The 15,066-nt window shown below is 39.8% G+C and carries 10 protein-coding genes; 8 read left to right on the top strand and 2 right to left on the bottom strand.

Annotation, left to right across the window (positions count from 1 at the left end; all coding sequences use genetic code 11):
• Positions 1–50: 50 nt before the first annotated feature.
• The 5 genes from VXM68_RS04710 to VXM68_RS04690 all read left to right on the top strand — a co-directional run bounded on the left by VXM68_RS04710 (position 51) and on the right by VXM68_RS04690 (position 7,795).
• The gene (locus tag VXM68_RS04710; RefSeq protein ID WP_312362304.1) at positions 51–1,946 is read left to right on the top strand and encodes a hypothetical protein; all 1,896 of its coding nucleotides are present in this window, start codon (positions 51–53) and stop codon (positions 1,944–1,946) included.
• A 118-nt stretch (positions 1,947–2,064) separates the two neighbouring features.
• Positions 2,065–3,855: a TrkH family potassium uptake protein gene (locus tag VXM68_RS04705; protein WP_367210594.1), complete on the top strand. Its 1,791-nt coding sequence runs from the start codon at positions 2,065–2,067 to the stop codon at positions 3,853–3,855.
• Positions 3,856–3,981: 126 nt separating this feature from the next.
• Entirely contained in the window at positions 3,982–4,668 is a 687-nt protein-coding gene (locus VXM68_RS04700) for a TrkA family potassium uptake protein (RefSeq protein ID WP_294348661.1), read from the top strand.
• A 3-nt stretch (positions 4,669–4,671) separates the two neighbouring features.
• Positions 4,672–4,992, top strand: a complete 321-nt coding sequence (locus tag VXM68_RS04695) for a YbjQ family protein (protein WP_209582059.1) — start codon at positions 4,672–4,674, stop codon at positions 4,990–4,992.
• A gap of 322 nt (positions 4,993–5,314) precedes the next feature.
• Positions 5,315–7,795, top strand: a complete 2,481-nt coding sequence (locus VXM68_RS04690; protein WP_312362307.1) for a YfhO family protein — start codon at positions 5,315–5,317, stop codon at positions 7,793–7,795.
• A gap of 29 nt (positions 7,796–7,824) precedes the next feature.
• On the opposite strand, the gene VXM68_RS04685 is transcribed toward VXM68_RS04690, so the two are convergent.
• Entirely contained in the window at positions 7,825–8,421 is a 597-nt protein-coding gene (locus VXM68_RS04685; protein ID WP_293957325.1) for a ribonuclease HII, read from the bottom strand.
• A 260-nt stretch (positions 8,422–8,681) separates the two neighbouring features.
• Between VXM68_RS04685 and VXM68_RS04680 the strand changes: the two genes are divergently transcribed.
• The 3 genes from VXM68_RS04680 to fabD all read left to right on the top strand — a co-directional run bounded on the left by VXM68_RS04680 (position 8,682) and on the right by fabD (position 14,051).
• Positions 8,682–11,519 (top strand): outer membrane beta-barrel protein, encoded by a 2,838-nt coding sequence (locus tag VXM68_RS04680; protein ID WP_367210593.1) that lies wholly within the window; start codon positions 8,682–8,684, stop codon positions 11,517–11,519.
• Between the two features lie 137 nt (positions 11,520–11,656).
• Positions 11,657–12,940, top strand: coding sequence for a M16 family metallopeptidase (locus VXM68_RS04675; protein ID WP_367210592.1), 1,284 nt, complete (start codon positions 11,657–11,659; stop codon positions 12,938–12,940).
• 220 nt (positions 12,941–13,160) lie between these two features.
• Positions 13,161–14,051: an ACP S-malonyltransferase gene (fabD, locus tag VXM68_RS04670; RefSeq protein WP_293957322.1), complete on the top strand. Its 891-nt coding sequence runs from the start codon at positions 13,161–13,163 to the stop codon at positions 14,049–14,051.
• 252 nt (positions 14,052–14,303) lie between these two features.
• Here the strand turns inward: fabD and VXM68_RS04665 are convergent, their stop codons facing one another.
• On the bottom strand, positions 14,304–15,035 hold the full coding sequence (locus VXM68_RS04665) for an RDD family protein (protein WP_293957321.1): 732 nt from the start codon (positions 15,033–15,035) through the stop codon (positions 14,304–14,306).
• Between the last annotated feature and the right edge of the window lie 31 nt (positions 15,036–15,066).

Below are 15,066 nucleotides of genomic sequence, written 5' to 3'. Positions count from 1 at the left end.
GTTTGTTATTCAATAAAATAAAGACGAAATTACGAAGAGATTATGACTTTATGAAGCCTATTTTAAAATGGATCCTTGGTGTTATAGCATTTATCCTGTTGGTTTTGGCTGGGGGTATTTGGTATTTTAGCCACAAGTGGAAGCCACTTTTGGACACAAAACTCAAACAATTGGTGTCACAGGCAACAGACAGTCTGTATTCGATACAATACGATGATATCCATGTCAATTTAATCCTTGGAAATGTAACAATAGATAATTTGCATCTCGTTCCAGATAGTACAGTTTATAGGAAACTCGTATTGGCCCAGAAAGCACCCGACAATCGCTTTGAGGTCGCTGTAAATAGATTAAAAATAAAAAGCTTTGGCATCCGGAGGGTTCTGATGGACAAGGAGCTTTTCTTACATGATATTACAGTGGAGACGCCAAATATCCATGTGATCAATGAGGTTCATAGCTATAATGATACGGTTAGCAGCGGGCCCAAAAAGCCGCTTTATGAGAAGATAAAAGACAATCTTAAAAAAATCCAAGTGGAGGCGGTTAACCTCAATAATATTGATTTTAAATATACTCAGGTCCAAAAGGGAGTTCATCAGGATTTTGAGATTAAAAAGGTAATGGTCCGAATAGATGATGTATTGATAGATTCGACTTCCGAACAAGATAGCCAGCGGTTTTATCACAGTAAAATGGTGGATATTCAAGTACCTGGTTTTACGTATAAAACTCCGGATGGTTTTTATAAGGTGAACTTTGATCAGCTGAAAATCAATAGCAAAAGCCGGAATGTGCTGTTAACAAAAGTTGCTTATCAGCCAACATTGAATAAAGCTGCCTATTACAGGAAGAAAGGTGAAGGAGGAAGTTATATGGTGTTAAAAATGGACACCTTGCTCCTGACAGGCTTCAATTTTGCAGCGCTTTCGCGCGATAAAAAAGTTTACACAAAGCATGCGCTTGTCAAAAATGGAACACTTTCGATTTATAGTGACAAGCATTATAAAAGCGCACCGACCAGCCATATTGGACATGCTCCACACATGAAGTTGATGAAGATATCAACACGAATGGGAATTGATTCATTAATTCTCGAAAATATGGGTATTTCGTATTCCGAAATGAGCGATGAATACAGTCAGATCGGTACAATTACATTCGATCATACTTATGGGACAATATGTAATATCACAAATGACTCCACAAAACTAAAAAAGCAGAAGCTGATGCGTGCAAATCTGCACAGTAATTTTATGAATGCAGGTAGGCTAAACACCAACTTTGTATTTGATATGACTTCCAAAGTGGGCGCTTACACCTACAAGGGAACACTTGGAAAGATGGACCTACCTGTAATAAACAAGATGATTCGCCCATTGTTGAATGTTGAAGTCAAATCTGGAAATCTAAAGCAGATCAGTTTTGATATTTTTGCTAATGATTATCGGAGCAAAGGAACATTTAAAATGGATTATGACGACCTCAAGGTAAATATACTGACTGAGGTCGGCGACGACGGGCGGCGTGAAAAGAAAGGCCTGCTTTCTTTTATGATTAATCAGGTTCTGTTTAATCCCAGTAACCCTGATTTGTATGGAAAATATACGGTTGGGCATATTAATAAGCGGCGCGACCCGAATCATCCGTTTTTTAAAGCATTATGGCAGACTTTATTGGTTGGGATCAAACAATGTGTAGGTCTTGGCCCAGAACGTGAGGCCAAATTGATGAATACCGCTGGAAAGGTTGAAAAAGTCGTGAGTGGGGTGAGCAAGGCGAAAAAGATGATTTCAAGTATATTTAAAAAACATAAAACTCCTGAAGAGCTCCTGAAGGAAGAGAAGGAAGATGAGGCCAAAGCGGCTGCAAAGATTGAAGAGAAACGAAAGCGTAATCGTGAAAAAGCTGAAAAGGAACTTGAAAAAGAAGGTACAGATAATTGATTGCCCGTTTCACGTGAAAAGCTTTCGTAAGCGATGATTGAATGGAGAATTCAGTGGCTATGTTATGCATAGAAGATAGATTTGCATTTTTTGGCAGATTTGTCTAGTTTACGGTATCATGATAGATTCGATTTTAAGTTTTATCCGATTTGTTTTCAAGTACAAAAATGGCCTTGTGGACAAAATCATGTTTTATGCAAGCATGATTTGCGCTGTGATAGTCATCTTTAATGTGGGATATGTCACGGACAAAGTGCTGGGAGAGTTGCTGGGCACAATTATCCATCATCTTTTTTTTATCCTCTTTTTTATGATTGCTCTACGCGAATCGTCGGCCATTTATGCACTTCGAAAAATTGCCGTGGAGCATTATTCGGGAATAGTTATCCTCGCTTATTTTATATTTATTCTCATCGCGCGTTTTTCGGGATTTGGAGCGCTCGCAGTATTTTCCAGAGAACAATGGATCTATTTGGGAATCTATTTAATTTTCATTGCCGAACTGTCCAAAAGTACCCTTTTCTTTGATAATTTTTATTTTAATCCAACCATACTGTTTGTTATAAGTTTCCTGGTGCTAATCTTAATTGGAACAGTACTGCTGATGTTGCCAAGGACCACGGTAGAAGCTCCGCTGTCCTTCGTCGACGCATTGTTTATGGCGACGAGTGCCGTATGTATCACAGGTCTGTCCGTTGCCGATATTTCAACTAATTTTAGTATGTTCGGGCAGACAGTGGTGATTGTTCTAATACAGGTGGGCGGATTGGGCATTATGACCTTCACAGGCTTTTTTGGCTATTTTTTTTCCGGGGGATTTTCCTATAAGAACCAGTTGATGTTTGGTGAAATATTAGGCGAAAATAAGGTTGCCTCAGTGATTAAGACACTACTGACAATGATATTTATAACATTATTGTTTGAGTTTCTTGGTGCAATACTCATCTTCAGTACATTAGACCGTGCAAATTTTCCAAATTTGGGAAGTATGGTTTTCTTCTCGACCTTTCATTCCATATCTTCTTTCTGTAATGCTGGTTTTTCAATTCTATCAGGAGGAATTACCAATGATGCCTATAAATTTAACTATCCTTTTCAACTGGCTTTGTCCGCACTGTTCATACTTGGGGGGCTGGGCTTCGGAATTGTATTAAATTTTTACACCTATATCAAAGAGTCCATCCTGCTTTATTATCATCGCTGGGTGACAAAGAAAAACTATAAACACAAAGCCTGGAATTTTAGTTTTAATTCTAAGTTGGTCTTAGCATGTAACGCGGTTATTATTGTAGCAGCGACTTTATTCTTTTATTTTTTGGAACATGGAAACATACTTTCTCTCGAAAAAGGGCTTGAAGGCGAATGGGCGACTTCTTTTTTTATGGCAAATGCAGCACGCTCAGCGGGATACAATAGTGTCGACCTCAGTTTTGTAACTGCTCCTACCGTCTTTATCATCATGTTTCTAATGTGGGTGGGAGCTTCTCCGGGATCGACAGGAGGTGGGGTGAAAGTAACAACAGTGGCCGTGTCACTGATGAATATTATATCGTTGGCTAAGGGAAAGGAATACATCGAGATTTTCAAAAGACGGATAGCCAATGAATCTGTTCATAAAGCATTTGCAATTATCCTGCTTTCCCTGTTTGTTGTCGGATGTAGCTGCTTCTCTTTGATTTTTACGGATCCGGATAAGAGTATGAAAGCATTACTGTTTGAGGCGCTATCGGCCTATACTACCTGTGGGTTAAGTTTAGGAATCACAGCATCATTAAGTATGGGTGGTAAATTAATTATCGCTATTACTATGCTCATTGGACGGGTGGGAATGCTAACCTTGTTGGTCGCGTTCATTAAAAATTCAAAGCGGAGAAATATTGTATTTCCGGAAGAAAAGATCTTGTTTTAATCAGACTGAAAAGCGTTTTGACGAACTTTTGATTAACTTATCCCAGCAATTAGCCTATAGGTTGAAAGGAAGCTGTATGTCGAAATATAGCTTGGAAATAACAGTAAATTTATTTTAGTTTGGGATATGAAGTATATTGTTTTAGGATTGGGGCACTTTGGACGTTCTTTGGGGGTACACCTAACTGAACTTGGCCACGAGGTGATTGGAGCCGACCGAAAGCTCAGTATCGTTGAACAGTTAAAGGACAAGATAACACACACCGTTTGTTTAGATACAACCGATAGAGAAGCGGTTTCGTCATTGCCGCTTAAAGATGCGCATGCTGTTATTGTAGCTATCGGAGAAGATGAAGGAGCATCGCTCATGACCGTAGCGCTCTTAAAGCAATTGAAAGTAAAACGGATCATTGGGCGTATTGTTTCAGATCTTCAAAAAACTGTTCTGGAGGCAATGGAAATCAACGAGTATATAATGCCCGAAGAAGAAGCTGCCGAGCGACTAGCCATGCGATTGGATAATATTGATATCGTTGATTCGTTCAAGGTTTCGGATAAATATTCTATTGTAGAGACTAAAGTACCGGCCCGTTATGTGGGCATGACATTGCGTGAAGCGAATTTGACCAACATATACAAAGTGATTGTACTGACGACGGTCAAGATCACAGACGTAAAAAAGAATGGCGTGACGAAAGAGCAAAAGGAGGCTTCGGGAATAGCAATATCCGAAACGATGATGGAAGAAGGTGATATTTTGGTTGTTTTTGGCGAACTATCCGATATTAATAAGTTAATTCAAAAAGGAGAATAAAATATGTTATTGACGACAACAAGTACTATCGAAGGGCACCAAATTGAACGTTATTTGGGAATTGTCTCTTCCGAAGTCGTTTTGGGTGCAAATGCAATCAAAGACATGATGGCCGGATTTCGTGATTTTTTTGGAGGCAGATCCAATTCGTATGAACGCGCGTTTCAAGAGACCCGAGAAGCGGCGCTACGTGAGCTTGAAGACCGCGCGCGCGCATTGGGGGCGGATGCTGTTGTTGGCGTCCGGCTGGATTTTCAAACGGTTGGAACAGGGGGCATGATGATGGTAGGAGCGACTGGGACAGCTGTTAAAATGCGATCTTAAAATACAAAGCCCTGAATAATGTTAGGGCTTTTTAGGTATATTAAAGGAAGTCATATTGCGCATTCCGTGTTAATAGCGGGTATAAGTCGCTTTTGTTAGCAATCAATGCGATAATTATAATTGTATATAAAGCCAAATTTATCTAAGTTTGGCTTTTAAGACTTTTAAACAACCTAAGAGGATAAATGAAATCATCTTAATTTATCAGAATCACGTATAATGCGTTCATACCTACAGTGCAATATGAACGGCGAATGAACAATTATATCGTAAGTTGAATAAATTAGGTAGCTTCATCAACTTTAAAGACAAATTTATACGGATGAAAAATTGGTTTAAGGCAAATTCGGCGCATTTGATTGTTATAGCGATATTCATTGTGCTGGTATTTTTTTATTTTACTCCTGTTTGGCAAGGTAAAACACTCGCCCAGTCGGATGTGGTACAAGCACAAGCGGCGCAGAAGGAATTATTTGATTTTAAAGCAAAGGATGGACAAGCACCTTTGTGGACAAATTCCATGTTCGGGGGGATGCCGACCTATCAAATTTGGCAAGAAAATGAAAATAATATTGGTACCTATTTCTTAAAAGCCGTTAAGTTTGCCTTTCCGAGCCCAATGGATACGGTTCTGTTTTATTTGTTGGGAGCTTATTTTCTCTTTAGCGTGTTACGCATCAAGCCCTGGCTGGCTGCGGTTGGCGCTGTAGCCATTGCTTTTACATCCTACAATTTTATCTATATTGAGGCCGGGCACATCACTCGTGCAAATGCAATTGCATTTATTCCGCCTGTTATAGCCGCCGTCATTATGTGTTATCGCGGGAGTAAGTTGTGGGGACCTGTATTATTAGCCTTGTTTCTCTCCCTTGAAATTCGTGTTAATCACTTGCAAACTACCTATTATCTGTTGATGCTTCTTATGGTATATGTGATTTTTACATTCATAGATGCGCTGAAACAAAATCAACTGAGGGCATTTTTTATTGCCTCCGGGAGGCAGGTTTTGGCAGTCGTCATTGCTTTGATGGTCAATGCGTCTATTTTATTACCTACCTGGGAGTATAGTAAATTAAGTACCCGTGGGCATGCCAATATCACAAAGGTGGATAATGCCAATACCAAAGAGAAGGGACTTGATAAAGAGTATGCTTATGAGTGGAGCCAAGGAATTGGTGAGACGATTACCTTTTTGATTCCTAATGCCTATGGCGGCTCGACTGGCGGGCAGTTGAACGAGAAGTCACACGTGGCTAAATTTTTAATGGAAAAAGGAGGAGTCTCGGAAGTCCAGGCGGGGCAGTTTGCAGAAGGCATGCCAACCTATTGGGGCGATAAGCGCTTTACCTCAGGGCCATGGTATTTTGGCGCTGGGATCTTTTTCCTATTTGTTTTAGGTCTCGTTATTGTCAAAGACCGGTTTAAGTGGTGGATTTTGGCAACAACCATTCTAGCATTGTTGCTTTCATTTGGAAGAAATTTTACACTCGTATCGGATCTTTTCTTTGATTACTTCCCCATGTATAATAAGTTTAGGGCGGTTGAATCCATCTTGGTTTTGGTTTCTATTACGGTGCCTATGATGGCAATTATGGCTGTCAACGAGCTGTTGATACGTGCTAAGGAAATCCCCAACTTAGATAAAAAAGTACTGTATACCTTTATCGGAGTTGGTGGGTTCTGTTTGTTGATTGCTATTATGCCCGATCTATTTTTAAACTTTAGAAATGCCGGACATAGCAATCTGATAGAGATGCTCGAGCACAATATAGGCGATAAAGCCTTTGCAACAGAATTAGCAAACCAGTTGGTACTAGACCGCAAAGATATTGCGAGCAAAGATGCCTATCGTTCCTTTTTTATCATCCTATTAACATTCGGTTTTGTATGGGTATTTCTAAAGAAAAAGTTAAGCGAGGGGATGTTATTAGGGGCATTATTGGTGTTGTTCCTGTTTGATTTATGGAGTATTGATAAACGTTTCTTAAATGATAAATCGTTTATGGATAAAGGAACTACTGCACAACAGGTGTTCCAGCAACGTGAGGTAGATCAATTGATATTAATGGATAAAGATCTAAGTTATCGCGTACTTGATCTGACGTCTGATCCATTTTCGGATGCGCGCCCCTCTTATTTCCATAAATCACTGGGTGGATATCATGCGGCAAAATTGATGCGCTTTCAGGAAATTTTGGAAAATCAATTTAATGGGGCTCTGAATGAAGATGTTCTAGACATGTTTAACGTACGTTATTTGATTACGACAGATCCTCAGAATCAGTCCCAGCGTATTGTTAGAAGAAGTACAGCCGCAGGAAATGCATGGTTTGTGGATAAGGTGAATTTTGTAAAAGGGAATGCGGAAGAAATGCAAGCAATCAGTTCTTTTGATCCGCGTAAAGAGGCTTTCGTCAATCAACAATATCAGAATGAAATTAAGGCGAAGACTTCAAGTGCTTCAACAACTGGCCAAATCAAGCTAACGTCTTACCATCCAGATAAAATGCAATATGAATATACTGCAACAAATGATGCATTTGCTGTATTTTCGGAAGTATTTTATGATAAAGGATGGAAAGCATATGTGGATGGGAAGGAAACGCCTATCATTCGTGCCGACTATATCCTGAGAGCGTTACAGTTGCCGGCAGGTCAACATAAAGTTGAATTCATCTTTGATCCAGAGTCGCACAAAATGGGTAATCTATTGACTCTGATCTCCTCCTTCATTCTGGTTGCAGGAATAGGAGCAGCGGTTTATCTCACCTTTAAACGAAATCAAAAGGAAACAGCGGTTTAAAGCTGTTCCTTTTTATGCATGTTAGAGCTTTAGAATAATTTGAGCTGTGGATCGGTTATTCTAAAGCTCTTTCTATGATGTGGTGTAGAGCCGTGTGCCAATACAGCTGTTCTGTGCTTAATTGTAGGATACCCTTTGTTGTTGAGCCAGTCGTAATCTGGATAAGCTAATGCGATGTTGTTCATATACTCATCGCGATAAGTTTTGGCCAGAATTGAAGCTGCTGCGATGGATAGGTACTTGCCATCTCCCTTGACAATACAAGTATGCGGAATTTGCTGATAAGGAATAAACCTATTGCCATCGACAATGATATACTCCGCTTTTGTCTTCAAGAGATCAAGAGCCTTGTGCATCGCTAAGTAGCTCGCATTGTGAATATTTATGCGATCGATCTCTTCAGCAGAGACACTGGCAACTGCATAAGCAAGGGCTTCACGTTCAATAATTGGCCGTAGCGCCATTCTTTTTTTCTCGCTTAGTTGTTTGGAATCATTAAGTAGCTCGTGATGATAGTCTGTCGGAAAAATTACCGCGGCAGCGAAAACAGGTCCTGCCAAACAACCCCGACCCGCTTCGTCACAGCCAGCCTCTATGCACTCTTCCTGATAATATGATAATAGCATGTTCCGTCTTTAAAATAGCCGAAAGTACAAATAATTTTAGAGTTATCTATTGTAACTTCTGTGTGAAGATCGTCCATTTACATTAATTAACACTAATAATCCTTTTTTTTGTAAGAATTTGGAGCATCAAACTATGAATTGGAATAATTTCAATCATACAATTAAGGGTTGTTTCTTTTTGGATCATATTGGTTCATAAACTTAGACAATAGTTTTAGAGTCAAAAGTTTATCAATTATAGCAATATAAAAATACGTATTATGAGAGGCTATATGCTTTTTTTGTTTAGTATGCTGATGGGGTGGACTGTTTACGGCCAGACGAAAAGTGTACAAGGTATGTTGAAAGACGACAAGAATCGAATTGTCGCAGGTGCAACGGTGAAGTTGACATCGAGGTTAGATTCCATGACTACAGGGTCGAATATGGCGGGGATCTTTATCTTTGATAAAGTTAAAGCTGATACGTTTAAAATCACGGTTTCCAACCTTGGATTCGAACGTTTTGAGCAAGAATTTACAATTCCTAAAGGTGAATCAAAGCACATTATTCCAAGTTTAACCCTACATCAGAACTCGCAGATGCTGGAGGAAGTGGTGGTTGATGGAGTGCCTACTGTTGTTGTCAAAAGTGATACCCTCGAATATACGATGAAAGATCTAAAGCTCCGCGATGGGGCTGTTGCCGAGGATGCTTTGAAGAAGTTACAAGGCGTCGAAGTAGATAAGGATGGTAACGTCACAGCACAGGGTGAATCCGTCAAGCGCGTTCGTATTAATGGGAAGGACTTTTTTGGTGGGGATGTTAAGACTGCAACGCAGAATTTGCCGGCCAATATTATTCAAAAAATGCAAGTCATCGACGATTATGGTGATATGGCGAATGTGACCGGTAATAAAACGGGTGATTCTGAAAAGGTATTGAATATCCAAATTGACCCGAAATATAATACAGGTCATATGACCACACTTCGGGCGGGTGTGGGGACAGAAGATCGCTACCAGGCTACGGGGATGTGGATGGGTATGCGCGAAGGCGAACAAATTTCTGTATTGGGAAATTTAAATAATACCAATGCCCCATTATTTGATTTTAGTACTGTAGGTGGCGGTGCGCGTCGTGGCCAAGGTGGTGGCGGTCGCCGCGGTGGTGGTATGTTTGGCGGTTCGGACGGTTTGACTAAAATTGGCTCCATAGGACTGAATTACCGTAAAGACTTTAGTGATAAACTGACAGTTTACGGTAGCTATAGTTTTAGCCATAGCAATAATACCACGCTATCTCAACGTTTTCAGGAAAATACACTGCCAAATATTATGCAGACGGACAGTGTAACATCCAATTCGAACACCATTGGCGATAGCCATCGTTTTGAAGCTAACGTCGAATGGAAGCCAACTACAAAAGATTATATTAAAATTTCACCCCAGTTTGGATATGACAATAGCGATGTAACGACAGGTACCAATTCGCTCACTTACCGTAGTGGGGCATTCAATAATTCGCAGGTTCAAGATGTTTTTGCCAATTCCAGTGCACCGAGATTCGGTATTAGTGGATTGTTCAACCATAAGTTCAACGATAAGGGGCGTAATGTCTTTGTAAACATGAACTTTAACAATGCAAAAACAACGAAAGATCAAAACGCAATTTTAGACAGGCTATTGGCTGATCCCAACAATGCAAATGCTCCTTTAGATTCAATTTATGAAAAAACGATCCTAGAAGCAAAAAATAAGAGTTGGAATGGCGGGGCTTCGGTGAATTATACTGAACCTGTTTCTGAGAAGGGAAAAGTCGAATTTACCTATGACTTAAACAAAAATAAATATGACAATTCGAATAAACAGCAAGGGTTTGATCGAGATGGAAACCTTATTGCAGAAGATCCCAAGTTGAATTTTGATTATAATTATGATTATTCCTTCACAACACATAAAATCGGAGCAAACTATTTGTATAGTGGCGATAAAATAACCTATTCCATTGGAGCAGCGGCTCAGCCTTCTCAATTGAGAGGTGATGCCATCAGCTCAGGATTAGTGGTTCCAATTCGTCGAAATAACATGAACTGGATGCCTATTGCGCGATTTGAGTATAAGTTTTCTAGGCAATCGAATCTTACCGTCAATTATTCCGGAACACCTAACGAGCCTTCGGTCACCCAGATCTTGCCGTTTGATATGAGTACCAACCGGACCAGTATCGTAATAGGTAATGCAAATTTGAATCCGGAGTTCAGCCATCAATTGAACGTCAGATTTCGTAAGAATGACTTTCAAAAAGGAAACAATTTCTTCGCTTTTGTTAATGCTGGGCTGACCAACAATAAGATTGTAAGTTTGAGCAAAAGCTATTTTGATGATTTAATCGATTATCAAACAGGTCAGACAAACTCAACTTTAGTTTCCGAAACCCGTTATCTTAATGAAACAAGCGATAAACCATTTAATGTGAATTCTTTTTACCACTATGGGAAATCCTTAAAGGAAAAAACATATAATATTATGTTGATGGGGGGAATATCCTATAACAAAAATATTGGATATGTATCTACGGAGAAAGATGATGACATCGGTCAAAAGAATGTTGCACGCAACATCGTGTTGAATCAGGGGTTGATGTTTAGATATAACCCTTCGGAAAACCTAGAAATTAATCCAGGCGTTCGCTATCAATTTAATCATACAGAAAACTCAGTGACAAATCGTAATACGAATGTTTCGTCCTGGACGCCAACCTTAATCGGGTCGGTTAATATTACAAAAAATACGATTTTCGGAGCAGATCTATCCAAACAATTCAATAGTGGGTATGGGGCTGGTATCAATGCAAATCCTTTTGTCATAAATACGTACCTGGAACAGAAATTCTTAAGTCAGCAACGCGGGACTGTACGTCTACAGGCATTTGACTTGTTAAATCAGCAAACGAATGTCTCCCGGACCTTCAGTGAATCGATGATTACTGATAGCCGTACAAACCGTTTAGGACGATATTTTATGATTTTATTTACCTACAAATTCCAAAAATTCGCGATGGGTAATCCTGAAGGAGAGAACAGATTGCCAGGTGGAATGAGACCTCCGCGTATGTAATCTGATTGCTATAAGATATAAAAACGGTCATAGTGATTTCGCTATGACCGTTTTGCATTTAAAAATGCCTAGTTTTGTGACGACTTCATGCCCCATACGATTTGAAGATTGAGCAAAGTGGCAAAAATATCGTAAACATGGAGCGCACAAAAAGAGATAAACTAAAAGAAGCTACAGCAAGTTTGTACTGCATGGAATACGAAATTATTAGACTTTCAAACGGAATACGCGTAGTATTTCAATATCAAAATTTACCGGTTACACATGTCTGCATGGTCATCAACGCGGGGTCTCGGGACGAGTCTGCTGGAAAATATGGTGTAGCCCATTTTATTGAGCACCTTTTATTTAAGCGTACTGAAAGACGCTCTACACAACAGATTATAAATCATTTGGAATCCGTTGGCGGAGATTTGAATGCTTACACGACAAAAGAATATACCTGTGTGCATGCCTCTATTCTTCAGCCATATTTAAGTCGTGCGTTAGATCTTTTTGAAGATATCTTTTTTCATTCCACTTTCCCCGACATAGAATTGGATAAAGAAAAATCTGTCATTGTAGATGAAATGGCATCTTATCTGGATAGCCCGGAAGAGTCTATTGTGGACGATTTTGAAGATTTGGTTTTTCAGGGATCGGGTTTAGGGCATAATATTTTGGGTCTGGAAGATCAGCTTCTTGCACTGCAAAAGAGTGATATTGTCGATTTCATGCAGGCAAATTATGATACAAATGAAATGGTCATTGGTATCAGTGGAAATTATACGCTAAAGGAAGTGGAGCGATTGTTGCACAAAGTATTTGGGACCGTGCCTTCAAATACGATAGCACGTCTCCGCAATGACGTCAGACCACTTGTTGAACAGCATGTTGCCGTAGGCAAGCCAATCAATCAGGTGCATTATATGCTGGGTTCTTTAGCTTATAGTTATCGAGATGACCGTAAGACGGGGCTACTGCTTTTAAATAATATGCTTGGTGGAATGGGGATGGGGTCTATCTTGAATCTCTCCATACGGGAGAAATACGGAATAGCCTATACCATTGAATCTAATTATACTATTTTTTCGGATACAGGATTATTTAGTATTTACCTCGGTACTGATGAAGAAAAAGTTGAAAAAGCTAAAAAACTCGTCTTTAAAGAACTTGCGAAGCTGAGCGAGCAACCGCTATCTGAAACTGCAGTAAAAAAGGCGAAGCAGAAATTTATTGGACAGATTGCTTTGACCGAAGAAAATCGTATGAGTATGATTATCTCTGCCGCGAAAAACGTAATGGACTATGATCGTGTCATCTTATTGGACGAAGTAATTGAAAAAATTCAGGATTTGACGAATACAGGGCTGCTGGAAATAGCACAAGATGTATTTGACCCGAAGAAGATGTTGTCGCTAAGTTTTGTTCCCGAAGACTGAATTTAAGGACCGATTTAGACCCTTCAGAGGAGATAAATAATATGAGACCGATGGTCCTACAATAGGAATAATAGCTGGCTGACATGAATTTATATTGCATATAAAAAGCAATTTATCTAAGTTTGCGCTTACGGGAATTCGTTCTTCTCAACCATTGACTGCCGAAGGCAGATTCAATACCTATGGTAGCAGACAAATAAATGAATAAAAAATATAAGGGATGAAAACAGCATATGTATTTCCTGGTCAAGGGGCCCAATTTGTTGGAATGGGGCAAGACCTGTATAATTTAAATGATGAAACGAAAGCCTTGTTCGAACAGGCTAACGATATTTTAGGATTCCGCATCACGGATATCATGTTTTCCGGTACAGATGAGGAATTGAAACAAACGAAAGTAACCCAACCTGCTATTTTCTTGCATTCGGTTATTTTGGCGAAAGCCTTGGGAGAGTCTTTTCAGCCGGACATGGTTGCAGGTCACTCGTTAGGTGAGTTTTCGGCTTTGGTAGCGGCCGGTGCATTGAGCTTTGAAGATGGCTTGAAATTGGTTGCACAACGTGCTAATGCGATGCAAAAAGCATGTGAGCTTCAACCATCAACGATGGCTGCGATATTAGGACTGGAAGATGCTATAGTGGAAGATATCTGTGCTCAGGTTGATGAAGTTGTTGTGGCTGCAAATTATAACTGCCCTGGACAACTGGTTATTTCGGGATCTATCGAAGGTGTGGATAAGGCTTGTGCTTTGTTGACCGAGGCTGGTGCTAAACGGGCATTAAAACTAAACGTAGGTGGTGCATTCCACTCACCATTGATGGAATCAGCTAAAGTCGAATTGCAAGCAGCTATTGAAGCGGTAGAGGTGCTTTCGCCTAGCTGCCCGATTTATCAAAATATTGATGCTAAACCACAGACAGATCCAGTTGTTATCAAGCAAAATCTGATCGCACAGCTAACGGGACCTGTTCGATGGACACAAACGGTACAAAATATGCTGGCTGATGGTGCGACGGCATTTGTTGAAGTTGGTCCGGGTAATGTATTACAAGGATTGGTCAAAAAAGTCGATCGTCAGGCACAAACTTCTGCGGCTTCAGTAACGGGCTAAGGATAAAATCCGATAAAAAAGGTCGTATGATCCATTCGCGGTCGGAAGAAAAATCTTCCGACTTTTTTTGTGCCAGTAACAAGATAAAGTAAGAGTTTTTATTTTGATAGTGACGTATCAAATTGATACCTCTTTCGGCCTTTGTTCGGAGATTGTTCGGTCGCAACCGAACAATCTCCGTTGTATATACGTATGATGTACGTTAAAGAACCGGGCGAAAGGGCGAAGTTGGTAAGCGGGAAGTCTTTAGGGTTATTTATCTTTAAACATCGTATAATGATCTTTCATCACCTGTAAGACAAAATCATTGGGAGTCATTACTTCAGGGTGTTTAACGTCCATGACTTTTTCCAGGCGTTGAACTAAAGCCGTTAAAATTCCCACATCTCTTCTGTCAAAAGCTGTCTGATAAATCTCTTTAATCGAGTTGGCATCTTTGTCACTCAATTTAATTACTTGAGGAAATAGAATGGGGTGATTATCGAACGTTTCCTCATAGATAGTGTCGCTCAATTTTAAGGCTGGTTTTAGACTAATAACAGACGTTTCTCCGGCAATATCCCCAATGCGTTGCCCGTTTTTGGATAAAACTATAGCGGTAATTGCAACCCCGCCCATCGTCATCCAGATATCGATAATAGACAAGCTCCATCTAGACAAGTACTGATAAAAATTGGCCCGGGAGCCGTCGAGTTTGACAACTTTTATTTTCATTATTTTCTTTCCAACCGTTTGGCCGCCAAAAGCTGTTTCGGTAATCAATGTATAAAAAAAAGCCGGTAGAGTCAGTGCCATCATGATCCCATAAAACAGATAGGGGTCATTACTGGTGATATTTAAAGTGTCCAAGAGGAAAAAGCAAAAGAAATAATAGCAGACTATAATGAAATAATCTATTGCAAAGGCTATCATTCTTGAGCCAAGGCTGGCAAGATTATATTCGATTTTTACATTTTGCGCTGTATTTATCTCAAGCTTATTCATCTGTAAATGATTTGGATTTAGTGGCAATATA

Origin of the sequence: Sphingobacterium sp. R2 (assembly GCF_040760075.1) — a bacterium.
Classification (GTDB): domain Bacteria; phylum Bacteroidota; class Bacteroidia; order Sphingobacteriales; family Sphingobacteriaceae; genus Sphingobacterium.
This window is presented reverse-complemented; position numbering and strand designations above follow the sequence as displayed.

What these genes read in the sequence shown, in the direction of transcription:
- VXM68_RS04710 (WP_312362304.1), top strand. Translation starts at nt 51, where the DNA reads ATGAAGCCTATTTTAAAATGGATCCTTGGTGTTATAGCATTTATCCTG.
- VXM68_RS04705 (WP_367210594.1), top strand. Translation starts at nt 2,065, where the DNA reads ATGATAGATTCGATTTTAAGTTTTATCCGATTTGTTTTCAAGTACAAA.
- VXM68_RS04700 (WP_294348661.1), top strand. Translation starts at nt 3,982, where the DNA reads ATGAAGTATATTGTTTTAGGATTGGGGCACTTTGGACGTTCTTTGGGG.
- VXM68_RS04695 (WP_209582059.1), top strand. Translation starts at nt 4,672, where the DNA reads ATGTTATTGACGACAACAAGTACTATCGAAGGGCACCAAATTGAACGT.
- VXM68_RS04690 (WP_312362307.1), top strand. Translation starts at nt 5,315, where the DNA reads ATGAAAAATTGGTTTAAGGCAAATTCGGCGCATTTGATTGTTATAGCG.
- VXM68_RS04685 (WP_293957325.1), bottom strand. Translation starts at nt 8,421, where the DNA reads ATGCTATTATCATATTATCAGGAAGAGTGCATAGAGGCTGGCTGTGAC.
- VXM68_RS04680 (WP_367210593.1), top strand. Translation starts at nt 8,682, where the DNA reads ATGAGAGGCTATATGCTTTTTTTGTTTAGTATGCTGATGGGGTGGACT.
- VXM68_RS04675 (WP_367210592.1), top strand. Translation starts at nt 11,657, where the DNA reads ATGGAGCGCACAAAAAGAGATAAACTAAAAGAAGCTACAGCAAGTTTG.
- fabD (WP_293957322.1), top strand. Translation starts at nt 13,161, where the DNA reads ATGAAAACAGCATATGTATTTCCTGGTCAAGGGGCCCAATTTGTTGGA.
- VXM68_RS04665 (WP_293957321.1), bottom strand. Translation starts at nt 15,035, where the DNA reads ATGAATAAGCTTGAGATAAATACAGCGCAAAATGTAAAAATCGAATAT.